The 15,275-nt window shown below is 42.3% G+C and carries 16 protein-coding genes; 6 read left to right on the top strand and 10 right to left on the bottom strand.

The features are described 5' to 3' along the window. The first annotated feature begins 383 nt into the window (after window positions 1-383). Entirely contained in the window at window positions 384-1,715 is a 1,332-nt protein-coding gene (locus FRX45_RS13235; protein WP_152268916.1) for an alpha-L-fucosidase, read from the top strand. Between the two features lie 91 nt (window positions 1,716-1,806). Here the strand turns inward: FRX45_RS13235 and FRX45_RS13230 are convergent, their stop codons facing one another. The 3 genes from FRX45_RS13230 to tsaB form a co-directional block, all read right to left on the bottom strand. Continuing rightward, on the bottom strand, window positions 1,807-2,484 hold the full coding sequence (locus tag FRX45_RS13230; RefSeq protein WP_226805356.1) for a rhodanese-like domain-containing protein: 678 nt from the start codon (window positions 2,482-2,484) through the stop codon (window positions 1,807-1,809). A 75-nt stretch (window positions 2,485-2,559) separates the two neighbouring features. Then, on the bottom strand, window positions 2,560-2,913 hold the full coding sequence (locus FRX45_RS13225; protein ID WP_193311695.1) for an ArsR/SmtB family transcription factor: 354 nt from the start codon (window positions 2,911-2,913) through the stop codon (window positions 2,560-2,562). A gap of 111 nt (window positions 2,914-3,024) precedes the next feature. Beyond that, on the bottom strand, window positions 3,025-3,708 hold the full coding sequence (tsaB, locus tag FRX45_RS13220; protein WP_152268915.1) for a tRNA (adenosine(37)-N6)-threonylcarbamoyltransferase complex dimerization subunit type 1 TsaB: 684 nt from the start codon (window positions 3,706-3,708) through the stop codon (window positions 3,025-3,027). A 250-nt stretch (window positions 3,709-3,958) separates the two neighbouring features. Between tsaB and FRX45_RS13215 the strand changes: the two genes are divergently transcribed. The 3 genes from FRX45_RS13215 (at window position 3,959) to FRX45_RS13205 (ending at window position 6,712) form a co-directional block, all read left to right on the top strand. Then, complete coding sequence (locus tag FRX45_RS13215) at window positions 3,959-4,339, top strand: RidA family protein (protein WP_152268914.1); 381 nt, start codon at window positions 3,959-3,961, stop codon at window positions 4,337-4,339. Window positions 4,340-4,588: 249 nt separating this feature from the next. Beyond that, a complete protein-coding gene (locus tag FRX45_RS13210) occupies window positions 4,589-5,131 on the top strand; it encodes a hypothetical protein (protein ID WP_152268913.1) in 543 nt (180 codons plus the stop codon). Window positions 5,132-5,359: 228 nt separating this feature from the next. Continuing rightward, on the top strand, window positions 5,360-6,712 hold the full coding sequence (locus FRX45_RS13205) for a vanadium-dependent haloperoxidase (RefSeq protein ID WP_152268912.1): 1,353 nt from the start codon (window positions 5,360-5,362) through the stop codon (window positions 6,710-6,712). A gap of 114 nt (window positions 6,713-6,826) precedes the next feature. Here the strand turns inward: FRX45_RS13205 and FRX45_RS13200 are convergent, their stop codons facing one another. Further along, window positions 6,827-7,669, bottom strand: coding sequence for a sugar phosphate isomerase/epimerase family protein (locus FRX45_RS13200; protein ID WP_152268911.1), 843 nt, complete (start codon window positions 7,667-7,669; stop codon window positions 6,827-6,829). A gap of 112 nt (window positions 7,670-7,781) precedes the next feature. Between FRX45_RS13200 and FRX45_RS13195 the strand changes: the two genes are divergently transcribed. Both FRX45_RS13195 and FRX45_RS13190 read left to right on the top strand, forming a co-directional pair. Further along, on the top strand, window positions 7,782-8,252 hold the full coding sequence (locus FRX45_RS13195; protein WP_152268910.1) for a RidA family protein: 471 nt from the start codon (window positions 7,782-7,784) through the stop codon (window positions 8,250-8,252). Between the two features lie 14 nt (window positions 8,253-8,266). After that, on the top strand, window positions 8,267-9,391 hold the full coding sequence (locus FRX45_RS13190) for a D-TA family PLP-dependent enzyme (protein WP_152268909.1): 1,125 nt from the start codon (window positions 8,267-8,269) through the stop codon (window positions 9,389-9,391). A gap of 17 nt (window positions 9,392-9,408) precedes the next feature. Here the strand turns inward: FRX45_RS13190 and FRX45_RS13185 are convergent, their stop codons facing one another. From FRX45_RS13185 to FRX45_RS13160, 6 genes are all read right to left on the bottom strand, one after another. Continuing rightward, entirely contained in the window at window positions 9,409-10,545 is a 1,137-nt protein-coding gene (locus FRX45_RS13185) for a hypothetical protein (RefSeq protein WP_152268908.1), read from the bottom strand. Between the two features lie 74 nt (window positions 10,546-10,619). Next, window positions 10,620-11,051 carry a cytochrome C oxidase subunit IV family protein gene (locus tag FRX45_RS13180; RefSeq protein ID WP_193311694.1) on the bottom strand — a complete coding sequence of 144 codons (432 nt, stop codon included), beginning with the start codon at window positions 11,049-11,051 and terminating at the stop codon, window positions 10,620-10,622. Between the two features lie 32 nt (window positions 11,052-11,083). Continuing rightward, window positions 11,084-11,827 carry a cytochrome c oxidase subunit 3 gene (locus FRX45_RS13175; protein ID WP_152268906.1) on the bottom strand — a complete coding sequence of 248 codons (744 nt, stop codon included), beginning with the start codon at window positions 11,825-11,827 and terminating at the stop codon, window positions 11,084-11,086. Between the two features lie 37 nt (window positions 11,828-11,864). Then, a complete protein-coding gene (locus tag FRX45_RS13170) occupies window positions 11,865-12,455 on the bottom strand; it encodes a cytochrome c oxidase subunit 3 (protein WP_226805353.1) in 591 nt (196 codons plus the stop codon). Further along, entirely contained in the window at window positions 12,456-13,373 is a 918-nt protein-coding gene (cyoE, locus tag FRX45_RS13165) for a heme o synthase (protein ID WP_226805351.1), read from the bottom strand. It abuts the gene before it with no gap. Between the two features lie 54 nt (window positions 13,374-13,427). Beyond that, on the bottom strand, window positions 13,428-15,233 hold the full coding sequence (locus FRX45_RS13160) for a cytochrome c oxidase subunit I (protein WP_152268905.1): 1,806 nt from the start codon (window positions 15,231-15,233) through the stop codon (window positions 13,428-13,430). Between the last annotated feature and the right edge of the window lie 42 nt (window positions 15,234-15,275).

Here is a 15,275-nt window from a genome sequence, read left to right as displayed (position 1 = left end):
TCCCTTCAAATAGGTGGTCGGTTGGTGAGGACACTATGGTCGTCAACTTAAGTTTTTTAGAAGAGGAAGCTGCAATCTCACTTTTCCGGCACGTGGAGACATGTGCCGGGGAAATTGCCGTGGTACGTGTCTCCACGTACCACCACCAGGGCCTCTTTTTATTTAAGTTGACGGCTGTGGTGAGGACACCAGCCGGGGTGGCATAATTAAATGATTAATTGTTTTTCCATCCCATGTTTTTGCGGGGCGCTAATTCAATTCCGATAACACCCTAAACGACCATTCATAACGCCAGTTGGTTTTTAATGCCAATCGTCACACAAAAAGAAGATATTTGCTGCAGCGTGGGTTAATCGTAATTTTCAAATATTAAATCAACACCAATGCGTTTACTTTTTTCTGCAATGCTTGTGCTCCTCACCGGTTTTTATTTACACGGTCAAACCCATACGAATGACAATCAGGCTAAAATGCAATGGTTTAAAGATGCCAAACTGGGTATTTTTATTCATTGGGGCATATATTCCGTAAATGGTGTAGATGAAAGCTGGTCATTTCATAACAAAAAGATGTCGTATGCAGACTATATGAAGCAATTGAATGGTTTTACTGCCAAAAACTATAACCCGGATGCATGGGCTCAGCTCATCAAAGAATCGGGCGCACGCTATGCGGTAATAACTACAAAACATCATGATGGAATTGCTTTATGGGATACCCGGGCCAATAATATGAGCACAGCTAAATTAACGCCTGCCAGAAAAGATGTGATCACACCCTTTTTTGCCGCATTGCGTAATGCGGGACTTAAAACAGGAGCTTATTTTTCCATATTAGACTGGAGTCACCAGGATTATCCTGGATTTTTAAAAGACAGCAGCCGCTACAAGATAAAAGATGATTCCGCAAGATGGAATCGTTACCTGGCATTTTACCAGGCACAGATACAGGAACTGAGTACAAAATTTAACCCCGATTTATTTTGGTTTGATGGCGATTGGGAACATAGTGCGGCAGAATGGCAGGCGCAGAAAGTTAGGAGCATGATCCTGAAAAATAATCCAAACGCTATTATTAACGGCCGACTTACCGGCTTCGGCGATTATGAAACCCCCGAACAAAATTTTCCCATTACCCGTCCGTCCCTTAATCCATGGGAATTATGCATGACCGCTAACAATAACTGGGGATACCATCCTGATGACAGCGCTTATAAAACACCCTATGAACTGATCACTATTTTTGCCGATGTAATCAGCAACGGAGGCAACCTGCTGTTTGATATTGGACCAAGGGAAGACGGCTGGATACCCACCGAACAAGTGCATTTATTAAAAGAACTGGGTAAATGGACGCATAAACACGGCGAGGCTATTTTTAATACAGAAGCCGGTTTGCCTCCCGGCCATTTTTACGGGCCAAGTACCATTTCCAAAGATTCTTCCACCCTTTATCTTTTTGTGCCTGCCCTTAACAGGGGTAAGTTGGTTATCAGGGGATTATACAATACCATCAACAGCATTAGGGTAGTAGGTGCAGATCAATCATTAAACCATAAAATTGTAGGCAAAATTTCGTGGAGCCCGGTGCCGGGTTTAGTATATATTGATGAAATTCCCGGAACCGCTACCGATGGTTATATGACAGTGCTTGAAGTAAAATTAGACGGGCCAATAAAACTATACAAAGGCAAAGGCGGGCTGGGGACGGAATAGGATGCAGGTTGCAGGTTACAAGGTGCAAGCTGCAGAGTACAAGTTACAGGGTTTCCATGAAACCTGTAACCTGTAACCTGAAACCTGAAACCTAATTCAACGCCCCGGGATCTTTTACAATGGTAATGCCCTTGGTATGCTTTATTGATTCCCAGCCACCGGTTATATTGCGCAGGTTATTGTAGCCCTGTAGCTTGAGCAGTGATGCAGCAATAACGCTGCGGTATCCCCGTGCACAATGCAGGTAAAGGTTATCTTTTTCATTAAGCCGGGCAATATTGCCAGGATCTTTCATATCAATTAAGGGAAGGTTTAATGCATCCTGCACATGACCTTCTGCATATTCTACCGGCCGGCGCACATCAACCACTACAAGATTTTCATCAAAAGGTATATCCATTGCCAGTTCACCGGCGTCAATATCAATGATCAGATCAACTGCGCCATCTGCATCTTTCCATGCTTCAAATCCCCCATCCAGGTAACCAGCCACATTCTTAAACCCGGCATTTATCAGCAATTCGATACATTCTTTTTCCTTTCCGGTGGAAGTAACTAAAACTATCGTTTTACTGGTGGGCAGCAGGTTAACGGCCCACTCTACAAAGTTGCCTTCCAACCCTATAAAAACAGAACCTGGTATAAACCCTTCTGTAAAAGCGGCAACGCTCCTGGTGTCAACAATAACGGTGTGTTCGTTATCCTTCAATAATTCCTTTAATTGCCGGACAGTAAATGCACGCCTATGGGGATACAACATTTCGGACATATGCTTAAAAATGCGTTTAAATAAAAACGGTTGATGATAATGATACATCAACCGTTTATAAAAAAGCGGTAAGTATTAACTTAATAGCTGTTCTACAAAATGGTATATTTCGGCCAGGCGCTTATGGTTTACCGAGTAGTATATGAACTTTCCCTCACGGGTAGTACTTACCATACCTGCTCTTCTCAAAATAGCCAGGTGCTGTGACGCAACTGACTGCTCAAGCCTTAACTGCACGTATAATTCAGTAACTGTCATCTTTTGTTTTTCATCCAGCAACTGAATCATTTGCTGTCTCAGCTTGTGATTGAGCGCTCTCAGAATGAGCGCAGCTTTTTTAACATTAAGGAAGTCAATCCTTAACTCGGATGCATTTTCTTGCGCTGATCCGTTCAACACCATTGTGTATGGATTTGTAAGGCCTGTCATAGGAATAATAACTTTAAAATTTAATCATTAATATATCAAGTGCAAAGATATAACCGAAAATACAAATAAAGCCCTCCATACTGTGTTAAAGTAATAAAATTGTATGGATGGTTATTCCGGCTTTTTTGGCCCCGCAAAATGAACATCTTTGATATATAAGGGCTCTGTATAGGCAAGATTACAAAAAAGATTGTTTTTAAAGGACTTAAGCAGAAGTTTGACTAAGTGTTTACCATTATATGCTGCTTTTTCAAAAGAGGCATTGTTGCTAAAAACGTCCATTTGCTTCCATTTAGAGGCGCCGCTTCCAAAAAAAAGAATTTTTTTATGTTGCAGTTCCTGTGCAAAAAAATCTACAGAAAGTATTGCGGCTTGGGGTGCAAATACCACTTTCATTGCCGGTTCGTACAATGCTGCATACACTTCATTCCGCCGGGCATCAATCATCGGGCAGTAAGCATCAAAGCCGGGAAATGCTTCAATAGCTGCAGCCGCCATTGCTTCAAGCGTAGTTACTGCTACTAATGGTTTGTTCAACGCATAACATATTCCTTTGGCGCTGGCCATACCTACACGTAACCCCGTGTAAGAACCCGGGCCTGTTGTTACACCTACTGCATCAATATCATTCATTGAAAAACTGCATTTATCCAGGATGTGCCGGATAGCAGGTTGCACAAAAGTGGCATGATCATACTGCACCGCATTTTCAAGCTCCATTAACAATACCCCATTGCGGGACAGTCCTACAAAAGCTTTTTCCAATGCTGTATCAATGTGTAAGAGAAGCGCCATTTAATTCAGTTTTTTAGCGTTTATCAAAAATAAATTTAAAAGTCCGAAGCCAGCCCCGCACTTGCGGAACAAAATCCGGAGGGAGTACAAAGAACCAGGAAACAAATCACAAAACTAAATAAATACAGATGCTTCGTACCTTGTTTCCCTGAAACCTGCAACTTGTAACCTGCACCCTGAATCCATCTCAAACCGGCAAGTATTGCTATATTGGGTAACTTTGCCATTTTATCATTCTTACAATTATACTATGGACAAAAAGGTCATCAACACTCAAAATGCACCTGCTCCCATCGGGCCTTACAGCCAGTCGGTAATGGCGGGCAACTTATTATTTGTTTCGGGGCAAATAGCTATTAATCCACATACAGGAAATATTGAAGCAACAGACGCTATAGCCGAAACAACACAGGTAATGCAAAACATAGAAGCCATTCTGAGTGAGGCCGGGCTAAGCTTTAACCATGTAATAAAAACAACGATCTTTCTATCGGATATGAGCCTGTTTACCATAGTAAACGAGGTGTACGGAAAATATTTTTCGGACAACTTTCCGGCAAGGGAAACAGTAGCGGTTAAGGGATTACCCAAAAACGTGAATGTGGAGATCAGTGTAATTGCGGCTAAATAAAAACTACTCATGTTAAGTCAGGCAAATTATGCTGGAGGATAGAGGTGAATAGTGAATCACACCTCTCACTATTCACTTCTCACCATTCACTACCCCTTACTTCTCACGTTTAACACAGCACTAATCGGAAAGCATGTTATATAAAATTGTTCCTTTTTTAATGAAATAGATTTATATTGCAATTGCTTTTACATGCATTAAAAGACAATTGAATTCATTTTGCGCCGGTTAACTGCTATATCCCTGATTTTGATCTTTCTCTTTAACCTTGTTGGTTACAGGGCCCTGTTGCAATACTGGGAAGTGCAGGAAAATACAAAGCTGGAAGTAAAATTAGACCAGCAGCAATATAATGATGAAGACCTGGTAGAAGTAAAAATTCCCATCCACCTGCCTTATCACAGCAACTGGAATGATTTTGAAAGGTATGACGGCGAGATAGATATTGATGGCGTGCATTACAAATACGTAAAACGGAAAATATTTAACGACTCGCTGGTGCTGCTTTGCATTCCTGATGAAATAAAAACAAAGATCAGCACAGCCCGTGATGAATTTTTCAGTTTGGTTAATGATCTTCAGAAAGATGCCGGCAATGCAAAATCATCTCATCCTCCCCTGTCATTTCAATTTTCCGCCGGTGATTATATTGGCCAGCAAACCGAAGACTGGGTAATTGCCGCAATAAGCAATGTTATCTCTTATTGTATTGGTGCAAGCGCAAGCCCGCTTCTTTCCATCTCTGTCAGCTCTCCCTGGCAGCCCCCCGATTTACAAACCATTTCCTGTTAAACAAAAATTTGCTGCCCGACAAATTGCAGCAAACAATTATTGTAACGATATTCCACTAACAGGATAGTTCTCCTTTATTTTCTATTGTTCATTTCCCTTTTGAAAATGAACAAACATAAGTAGTGAATTGATATAACATTCAGGCTCTATAAAAGAATCTGGGTATCCTGTCATTCACATCACGTGATTTATCAACGCCATAATAAGGCATAGCCGGTTTAATACGATATGAAAAAATTTATTTATTCTATAGCGGTATCAGCCCTCTTTTTTAGTGCATGCAATACTAAAAATGATTATGAAGCTGTATTCAGTAACCCCTTGCTATATAGCCACGTAACCAACCAGTTGACAGAAGTAATTACCTATGATATTTTTTCGCCACCCGTGGCGAGCAGGATATATGCTTACGCACACCTGGCGGCCTATGAAGTAATGGCGCATGGCAATACAAAATACACATCGCTCAACGGACAACTGAAAGACTGGGAAAATGTACCATCGCCACCTGTCGGCGCCCCTGTTCAATACCAGTTTGCCGCTACGCTTGCGCTGATGCAGATAGGAGAAACGCTGACTTTTTCAAAAGAGACCACTGCCGCCATCATAGATTCACTACAGCAACTGGCAAAAGATCATGGCATGCCCGAAGATGTGTATAATAATTCTGTAAAATATGCAGATACCGTTGCAAAACATGTATTGCTATGGAGTAAAGAAGATAATTATGCCCAAACCCGCTCTGCAGCAAAATATACTGTGCCCGATGATGAAGGTAAATGGGTACCCACACCACCGGGTTATTTCCAGGCAGTGGAGCCGCATTGGGCAACCATAAGAACGATCGTTATGGACAGTGCCAATCAATTTATGGCGTCTCCACCCCCCGCTTTCAGCAAAGACAGCAACAGTACTTTTTATAAAATGGTGAATGAAGTATATCTCACAGGAAAAAACCTTAGTCCTGAACAAAAAGCCATTGCAGATTTCTGGGATTGCAATGGATTTAAAATGAATGTAGCAGGGCATGTAATGTTTGCTACCAAAGCCATGACGCCGGGCGGCCATTGGATGGGCATTACCGGCATTATCGCAAAAAATAAAAATTCAGATTTTGATGAAACAATATACAATTATACTGCTGTTTCATTTGCCGTTATGGATGCTTTTATCTCATGCTGGGATATGAAATTCGGATGGAATGTTATTCGGCCGGAAACCTATATCAATAAGTATATTGATGAAGACTGGAAACCGGAATTACAAACACCGCCTTTTCCTGAATATACCAGCGGCCATGCCATTATTTCTACCGCTGCCGCTTCGGTACTTACTTCTATTTATGGCGAAGACACACCCTTCAGGGACACCACAGAAAGGGCGTGGGGCTGGCCAGACAGAGATTTTAAGTCGCCGCGGGAAGCAGCAACAGAAGCGGGGATCAGTCGTTTTTATGGTGGAATACATTACCGGAATTCGGTAGACGTAGCCGTAATGCAGGGAGAAAAAATAGGAGCATTGGTTATGACCAAACTAAAAATGAAAAAAAAGGAAACACAATACGGCAAGCTTTCCGAATAAATTCTTTTCATTACTAATGCTAATCACCGTAAAAATATTTAAAGAGACGTTTTGGAGTTTTAAGTATATATCAGACACCGCGATTCTTCGCGGTGTATTTTTTTCAAAGCATTATTATTTCAGCAGCTTCAGGTAAGCAAGGCTGAGTGGCACCTGTTCTACCGAGCGGGAGGATTCGTCTTCGATAAAATAGTGCTTTACGCCGGCTTTCTTTGCCGCCTTCATTATGGCAGCAATGCCCACATCGCCCGAACCCAGCACTACATTGGATTCTACATCGGCCTCCCCTTTCTGGTTGCCTTCTGTTCCAGTCTTTCTGTCTTTAAGATGCATTAAAGGAAAACGTTTGGGATATTTTTTAAGCAATGCTACCGGATCCTGCCCGGGGTGCTTTACCCAGAATACATCCATTTCAAAATTGGCATAGGAGGCATTCATGTTTTGTGCCATGTAATCAAACAATGTACCCTCACCGTAAGCTCCAAATTCATATCCATGCGCATGATAGCATAAAGTAATACCATTCTCTTTCAATAGCTTTCCGGCGGTATTAAATACAGCAACTGCATTTTTAGCGTCATCAATTGTAAAAGCATCTGTATGCGGAATCCAGAATACAACCACATATTTTGCACCATAGGTTTTGGCGAGATCCACAGATGCCTGCGGATTTTTGGCCAGTTGCTGAAAATCGGCGCCCACACTAATCATCTCCAGGTTATTTTTCTTCAACAGGGATTTAAATTCATCTACCGGCAATCCATAGCTGTCACCGCCTTCCAACTCTTTAATACCCATTTTACTTATTTTCTCCAGCATACCGGGCACATCACCGGGCAGTTGTTTTCGAAAACTGTACAACTGCACGCCAATCTCCTGCGAAAAAACGGGCAAAATAATAATGAACAGCGCTGCCGCCAGGAATATCTTTTTAGTATTAAAAAACCGGTGGTACATAAAAATATTTTTTGTCATTCAAAAATGAAATGGCATATAAATGTACAAAAGATTTATACCTTACCGGTAACATGTAACTGTTGAATTATATTTGTAAACTAAATTTTATTATATGCAAGACGGAACTGCCGAAGAAAGACTGGTTCGTTTAGGACTAACGCTACCACCTGCGCCAAAACCAATGGGCGTTTACAAACCCTGCCTCATAGACGGCAATCATCTCTATCTTTCAGGACATGGTCCTGTGCAGGAAGACCAAACCCTTATAAAAGGAAGTATTGGAAAGGATATGGATGAGGAACAGGGTAAACTGGCTGCAAAGCAGGTAGGGCTAACCATGCTGGCAACTATAAGAGCACATATTGGAAGCCTCGACAATATTAAGCGGGTTATTAAAGTGCTGGGCATGGTAAATTGCACACCTGAATTTGAAAAACACCCCTATGTGATTAATGGTTGCAGTGAATTGTTTGCCTCTATATGGGGAGAAGAAAATGGCGTAGGCGTTCGCAGCGCGGTAGGTATGGGCTCCTTACCGGGTAATATACCCGTTGAGATAGAAGCAATATTTGAATTGGCATGATAAAATAAAAGGTTATGGTTGATAATGTTCGTTCAACAAATGAATGGTATACAGTTGATGATGCTGACAGTATTGATTCTCCTGCATTGCTGCTGTATAAAGACCGGGTAAAAGAAAATATTCGTTTGCTAAAAAGCATGGTAAAGGATGTGCGCATACTGCGCCCGCATGTTAAAACCAATAAAATGGCTGAAGTGTGCAGCATGATGCTGGAAGAAGGCGTAACCAAATTCAAATGCGCCACTATTGCAGAAGCCGAAATGCTGGCAACTGTAGGGGCGCCGGATGTATTGCTGGCTTACCAGCCTGTTGGACCTAAAGCAAAACGATTCGCTAATCTTATTAAAGCATATCCCTCCGTTCATTTTGCATGTTTAACAGACAATGAAGCAACTACAATACACATTAACAATGTGGCCGAGGCGCAGGGCATTGTAATAAATGTTTTTATTGACCTGAATACTGGAATGAACAGAACCGGTATTGTGCCGGAAAAAGCTTTACCGCTTGTTGGTCTCATCCTGTCATTGAAGAATATACAACTGGTTGGTTTGCACGGCTATGATGGTCATATACGTGATACGGATACAACTTTACGGCAACAAAAAAGTGATGAGGGATTTCAGCAGGTAGCTACATTACATCAAAAGATAGAAGAAGCGCATCAGCACACTTTAAAAATAGTAATGGGTGGCACACCTACGTTTCCAACACACGCCCACCGGCAACATGTTGAATGCAGCCCCGGTACTTTTGTTTTTACTGACTGGGGGTATAAACATTCTTTTCCCGATGAGCCTTTTGAGTATGCGGCGCTCGTTATTACAAGAGTAATTTCCATAGTAGATGAGCATACCATTTGCACCGACCTGGGGCATAAATCGGTTGCTGCAGAAAATCCTTTGCCGCGGGTTCATTTTTTAAATGCCCCGGATGTAACGCCGACAGGACAAAGCGAGGAGCATTTGGTATTGCGTGTGGCAGACGCCGCTCAATATCATACCGGTGATATACTATACGGTGTTCCCGTACATATATGCCCTACCGTTGCTTTGTACGATAAGGCTTATGTAGTTGAAAATAAAAAAATCGCCACCGAATGGAATGTGGTAGCGAGAAAAAGAAGCATTAACTTTTAACCCAATAAGATGCGGATTTAGAAACTCACCCCGCTCCGGATCCGGTTCAGCAATTGATTATAACAATTATTCACCAGCCTTTCTGCCAGCGCCTCCCTCGAAGGCGGGCGAATGGGGCTTGAGTTATTGATGAGGCTCCAGTCCGAAGCTTCCAAAGCCCGCTTGTCACCTGTATAGCGCGCCGCTTCATGCCGCCATGTATAATTATCGTGAAAACGATCCGACAATATATTACGGCCGCTCACCCAATCATAAATGCGACAATCCAATGAAGCCCGGCTTTGCAATATGCTGCGGGTAACATGCACGGTGGCAGTAATTGTTTTGTAAACGGGTTTTGCCGGAACAGACCGCGTTTGTCCTATCTCTATTTTTTTAGAACGCTGTATAGTATACCGGTCGGTATATAGATTGCCTACATACAAATCATTAAAATTCAGTTCCACTACCCTGTCTGCCTTTATAGCGTTAGCTTCAGCTTCCCTGTTGGTATAGAAACGGGTATTATTATAAGATGCGTTATTGAGATCGCGAACCATTGTATACTGCAGGTAATCGTTATTGAATCCCCAGTAGCTCCAGTTATTATTATAATAATCCACGGGTTGTACCACTACTTTAATTGTAGCCAGTTCCTGCGCCTGTTGCATAAGGCGCTCTACATCGCGGTAACGAGGATATGCCTTGTTTGCCTTAACGAACATTTCATAGGCTTTCTGTCCGTAAGGACGGTTGTTATACGATAAGTAGTGCAGTCCCTGGTTATAATATTCTTCCGCAGCTTTTTGTTTCGCTTCCTGTATTTTAATGGAAGGATCCCATGGGTTGGGAATTAATTTAGCAGCCGCGGGAGTCGCTTTAATCTGGCTGTACATTTGCTCTGCAACCTGGAGTTGTTTAGCGATTTCCATCCACCGGTCGCCCGAACTCAATGTGTTGTAAGCATTGCTATTGATATTTTTTCGGGCTTCAGCAGCCTGTTTGTACGCTTCCGGAAGCAGATTAGCGGCTTCGGCATCATCTGCGTTCTTTTTTAACCGTTCCAGCAATGCAAAAACAGTTTGATCATCGGCCGTATAGCGCTTTTCTATTTGCCTGGTAGAAGAACAGTTCAGCAGCAACCCGCTCAACAGCAGAAAGAGCACTTTTTGCATCACAAAAGATTTTATCTAAATCTACAAAAAAACCATCGCCCGGTTGAGCGATGGTTGAAAGTGATTCGAACTATTTAATCTAATGTTCCGGGTTTCTGAACATCATGAGGTGCTACCTGCTCCGTGGGAGCAGGTACATCAAACTTGTTGCGTAAATTTTTATATGCTACACCATCCCATAAAAAAGCAAGAATAAACCATACAAAAAGCAGCAGCGGCACCAATACTGTAAGTTTAAGGTTTCTTACTTCATCGCCAAGGTGCATGAAGATAGAAACAATATAAATTGCCTTACACAGGGAAAGAATAATCATGCCTCCCTTTAAAAACAGCAATACCCATCCTTCCATATGAAAGGCATAATGAGATAAGCCCAGTGCAAGCTCAGCTATAGTAAGGACAAGCAGTATCCAAAAGGTCTTCCAAATCCTTTTTGTATTGGGCGCAGGCTCGTGCTGAAAAGTTATTTCGGGTGATCCCGCCATGTGTTGCGTTGCATGTTCCATGTGTTGCATATGCTTTTAATACAATAAATCGGTTAAATAAGATAAAAACAAAGAAATACAAATACCCATACCAGGTCTACAAAGTGCCAGTACAAACCAACTTTTTCCACCATCTCATAATGACCCAGGCGTTCGAAACGTCCGTTGAGCGTCCAGAAATACATGAGTATATTAAACATTACTCCCGTAAATACGTGAAATCCATGGAAACCTGTTATACCAAAAAAGAAGTTTCCAAAGCCGGGAGGTCCGGGCAAATGAACCTGGTGGCCATCATGCATAAGTCCAGGAACGGCAGGGCCAAAGTGGTTTTGTGTTATGGTAGCGCCTATTTCCTGTATCTGTCCGTCAATTAAAACCGGATGTGTGTGGGTAATCAGGTGTGTCCATTCCCATGCCTGGCAACCCAAAAACATAAAGCCTCCCAAAATTGTCCAGAGCAACCATTTCTCAACCCCTTTCTTATTTCTCTTATGTCCTTCATGCACGGCAAGCACCATGGTAACGGAACTCATGATCAGGATAAAGGTCATCAAACTCACAAATGCAAGCGGCAGGTTGGCATCCCCCATCAGAGGGAATGTATTAAATACATGATTGGGGTCGGGCCAGTAATTATGGCTTACCCGGATAGTGCCATAAGAAATAAGCAATGCGCCGAAAGTAAATGTGTCACTCATCAGGAAAATCCACATCATCAGTTTTCCATAGCTTACATTATAAGGGCTTTTCCCCCCCGTCCACCATTTATATCCGGCCGGTATGTGTGTTGACATGCAATTTAAATTTTATTAATGCTCAATTTTGTTCCCGTTAGTGCAATAAATGAAAAAATACAAAAATGTAAACCCAAAGAATATCTACGAAATGCCAGTAGGTAGCTACTATTTCCACGGGTGTACTATCATAATTACGTTTTTTTGTACTAAATGCTTTAAAAAAAACAATCCCTAAGGCAACCACACCACCCAATACATGCACAATATGTAACCCGGCTATAGCCAGTACAAAGGAATAGGCCGGATTGGAACCTATACCAATCATTTTCATACCCATTTCCTCAAACCGGTAAAATCCGCTCACCTGTAATATACTGAACAGGATACCCAAAACAGCAGTTATAGCAAGGAACAATCTGTATTTACCCATCTGGTGCGCTTTGAACGCCCTCAAGGCCACTTGTATGGCTACGCTGCTAACCAGTATAACCAAAGTAGAGTATGAAAATATGCCTGGCAACGTAAAACTTTCCCACCCCGGCTGACTGCGTTTTACAATATAAGCGCTGGTAAGCCCGGCAAACATCATAATTATACCTGCAAGGCCCAGCCACATGTTAAACTTGTACGGATGTATTCTTTTTTGCTGCGCACTCATCATTTCTATCATTAGAACTTGTTTCATTTATACGCCTGCTACTTTGTCGGCAAGCAGGCTTAAAAGCACTACCGGTAAATAAATATAAGAACTAAACATTACTCTTCTGGCGGCCTGTACATTCATTTCCCTGTATAAACGCATGCTTTGCCATACCATAAATAAATTGGCCGCTAATATAATAACCAGGCTAACTTGTCCGCTCATATGTATCAGGTAGGGAATTATACCTACCGGTATCATTAAAAGCGAATAGATAATGGCCTGGATAGCCGAATATTTTGTTGGCCCTGCATCGGAGGGCATCAGCTTAAACCCTGCCCTGCTGTAATCTTTATGCGCTACCCATGCAATTGCCCAAAAATGCGGGAATTGCCAAAAAAACTGGATTGCAAATAAAGCCCATCCGCCGGCACTCAATTCATCCGTACCCGCCACCCAGCCGATCAAACAGGGCAATGCTCCCGGAATGGCGCCTACCAGTACAGAAACGGAATGCACCTTTTTTAAAGGCGTATATACAAATCCGTACAGGAACAGGCTGAACAATCCCAGCATAGCCGCCGTCCAGTTAAACCAATAACCCACTATCAATATGCCTGCGATGCCAGCCACAGCGGCAAAGGCTGAAGCTTCAGAAACGCTCATTTTACCATTGGCAACCGGACGCTTCGCTGTGCGCTTCATCAATGCATCTGTATCTTTCTCTGTTACCTGGTTAATAGCGTTGGCCGACCCCGTTATCAGCAATCCACCTATAAATAATAAAAGAACTGACAAAAAACTGAACGTAATATCCGGCGCCAGTAAATAACTGATCACACAAGAAAATACTACTGTAAAACTCAGGGTGAACTTTATCAGTAGCATATAGTCTTTGAGCTTGTCAATTACCATAAAAGAAGCTGATTGCTGTACCCCATCGTATGTATCCCTTACCTTCAAAAATCTCTGTTTTATCAGCGCAAAGAGCTGTATTACCCCGCTTTGCGGAAATCATTAATGCTTCGACTCATCTTTCGTTACCGGCTCGGTTTGCGGAATAAAATCTACGCCATCCTTACCATAATCATAGGGCCAGCGGTGCACTTCAGGAATTTCACCCGGCCAGTTGCCATGTCCGGGATTAATAGGTGTTGTCCATTCAAGCGTATTGGCTCCCCATGGATTTTTTGTAGTAACCTTTCTTCCTTTAAAAATAGAATAGAAGAAATTAAACAAAAACAACAACTGCACCAGGAAAGACAGTATAGCAGCAAAACTAATGACACGGTTCAGTTCCGCAAATTGCTTAAACGATTCCCAGTTTTCGTAGCTATAGTAACGGCGTGGCATACCTGCAAACCCTTCGTAGTGCATTGGCCAAAATATAATATAAGCACATGCCAGTGTTATCCAAAAATGGATATAGCCCAGCGTGTTGTTCATATACCTGCCATACATTTTGGGGAACCAGTGATAAATTCCGGCAAACATTCCCATGAAGGCGGAAACCCCCATTACAATATGAAAATGCGCTATTATAAAATATGTATCATGTACATGTATATCGAGCGTAGAGTTGCCAACATAAATACCAGTTAACCCGCCTGAAATAAAAGTGCTGACAAACCCAATACAAAACATCATACCCGGGGTAAACCGGATATTGCCCCGCCAGAGTGTAGTAAGCCAGTTAAATACCTTTATAGCAGAAGGTACGGCAATCAGCAAAGTAAGCAACACAAAAACAGAACCCAGAAAAGGATTCAACCCGGTTACAAACATATGGTGCGCCCATACCAGGAATGACAGCACGGCGATGGCGAATAAAGAGGCGACCATGGCCATATACCCAAAAATGGGTTTTCGGGCATTGATAGACATCACCTCGGAAACCAGTCCCATGGTGGGCAATATAATAATATACACTTCGGGGTGACCAAGGAACCAAAACAGGTGCTGGTATAAAATTGGGCTTCCACCTTCATTAGGTAAAATTTTTCCGGCAATCACGATATCCGATAAATAAAAACTCGTACCTAAGTGACGATCAAACAGCAACAGAATGAATCCTGATAAAAGAACAGGAAATGAGAGCAAGCCCAATACTGCTGTAAAGAAAATTGCCCATATGGTTAGTGGCAAACGTGTCATGGTCATTCCCTTAGTACGCATATTAAGGATAGTAGAAACATAGTTAAGTCCGCCCAGTAATTGCGATACCACAAACATGGCCATACTAATGAGCCACAGATCCATTCCTATTTTAGATCCCTGGGATGCATCTCCCAATGCACTTAAAGGAGGGTATACCGTCCATCCGCCGGCAGCAGGACCTGTTTGCACAAACAAAGAAGACATCATAATTATACTGGCCAATAAAAAAAACCAGTACGAAAGCATATTCATAAATGGCGAAGCCATATCCCTGGCGCCCACCTGGAAGGGAATGAGCAAATTGGCGAAAGTGCCGCTTAATCCTGCAGTAAGCACAAAAAATATCAATATGGTACCATGCATGGTACCCAAAGCGTAATAAAATTCAGGAGATATTTTCCCGCCCCGTGCCCAATGCCCGAAAATATCTTCCAGCCAGGGCAAGGTTGCTTCCGGATATCCCAATTGAATCCGGAATAATACCGACATCAGCCCTCCAATGATCGCCCAAATCATACCCGTTATAAGAAATTGTTTGGCGATCATTTTGTGATCCTGGCTAAATACATATTTGGATATAAATGTTTCGTGATGATGGTGCTCACCATGATGTTCATGCACCTCGTGAGAGATAACACCAGGTTGGATTACAGCTTCGTTACTCATTACAAAAATATTTTACAAATCAACAATGTCCTGTTTACAAAT

This window comes from Agriterribacter humi (assembly GCF_009192765.1).
In the GTDB taxonomy this organism is placed as follows: domain Bacteria; phylum Bacteroidota; class Bacteroidia; order Chitinophagales; family Chitinophagaceae; genus Agriterribacter; species Agriterribacter humi.
The sequence above is the reverse complement of the archived record's forward strand: the minus strand, read 5'-3'. Positions and strand labels throughout refer to the sequence as shown.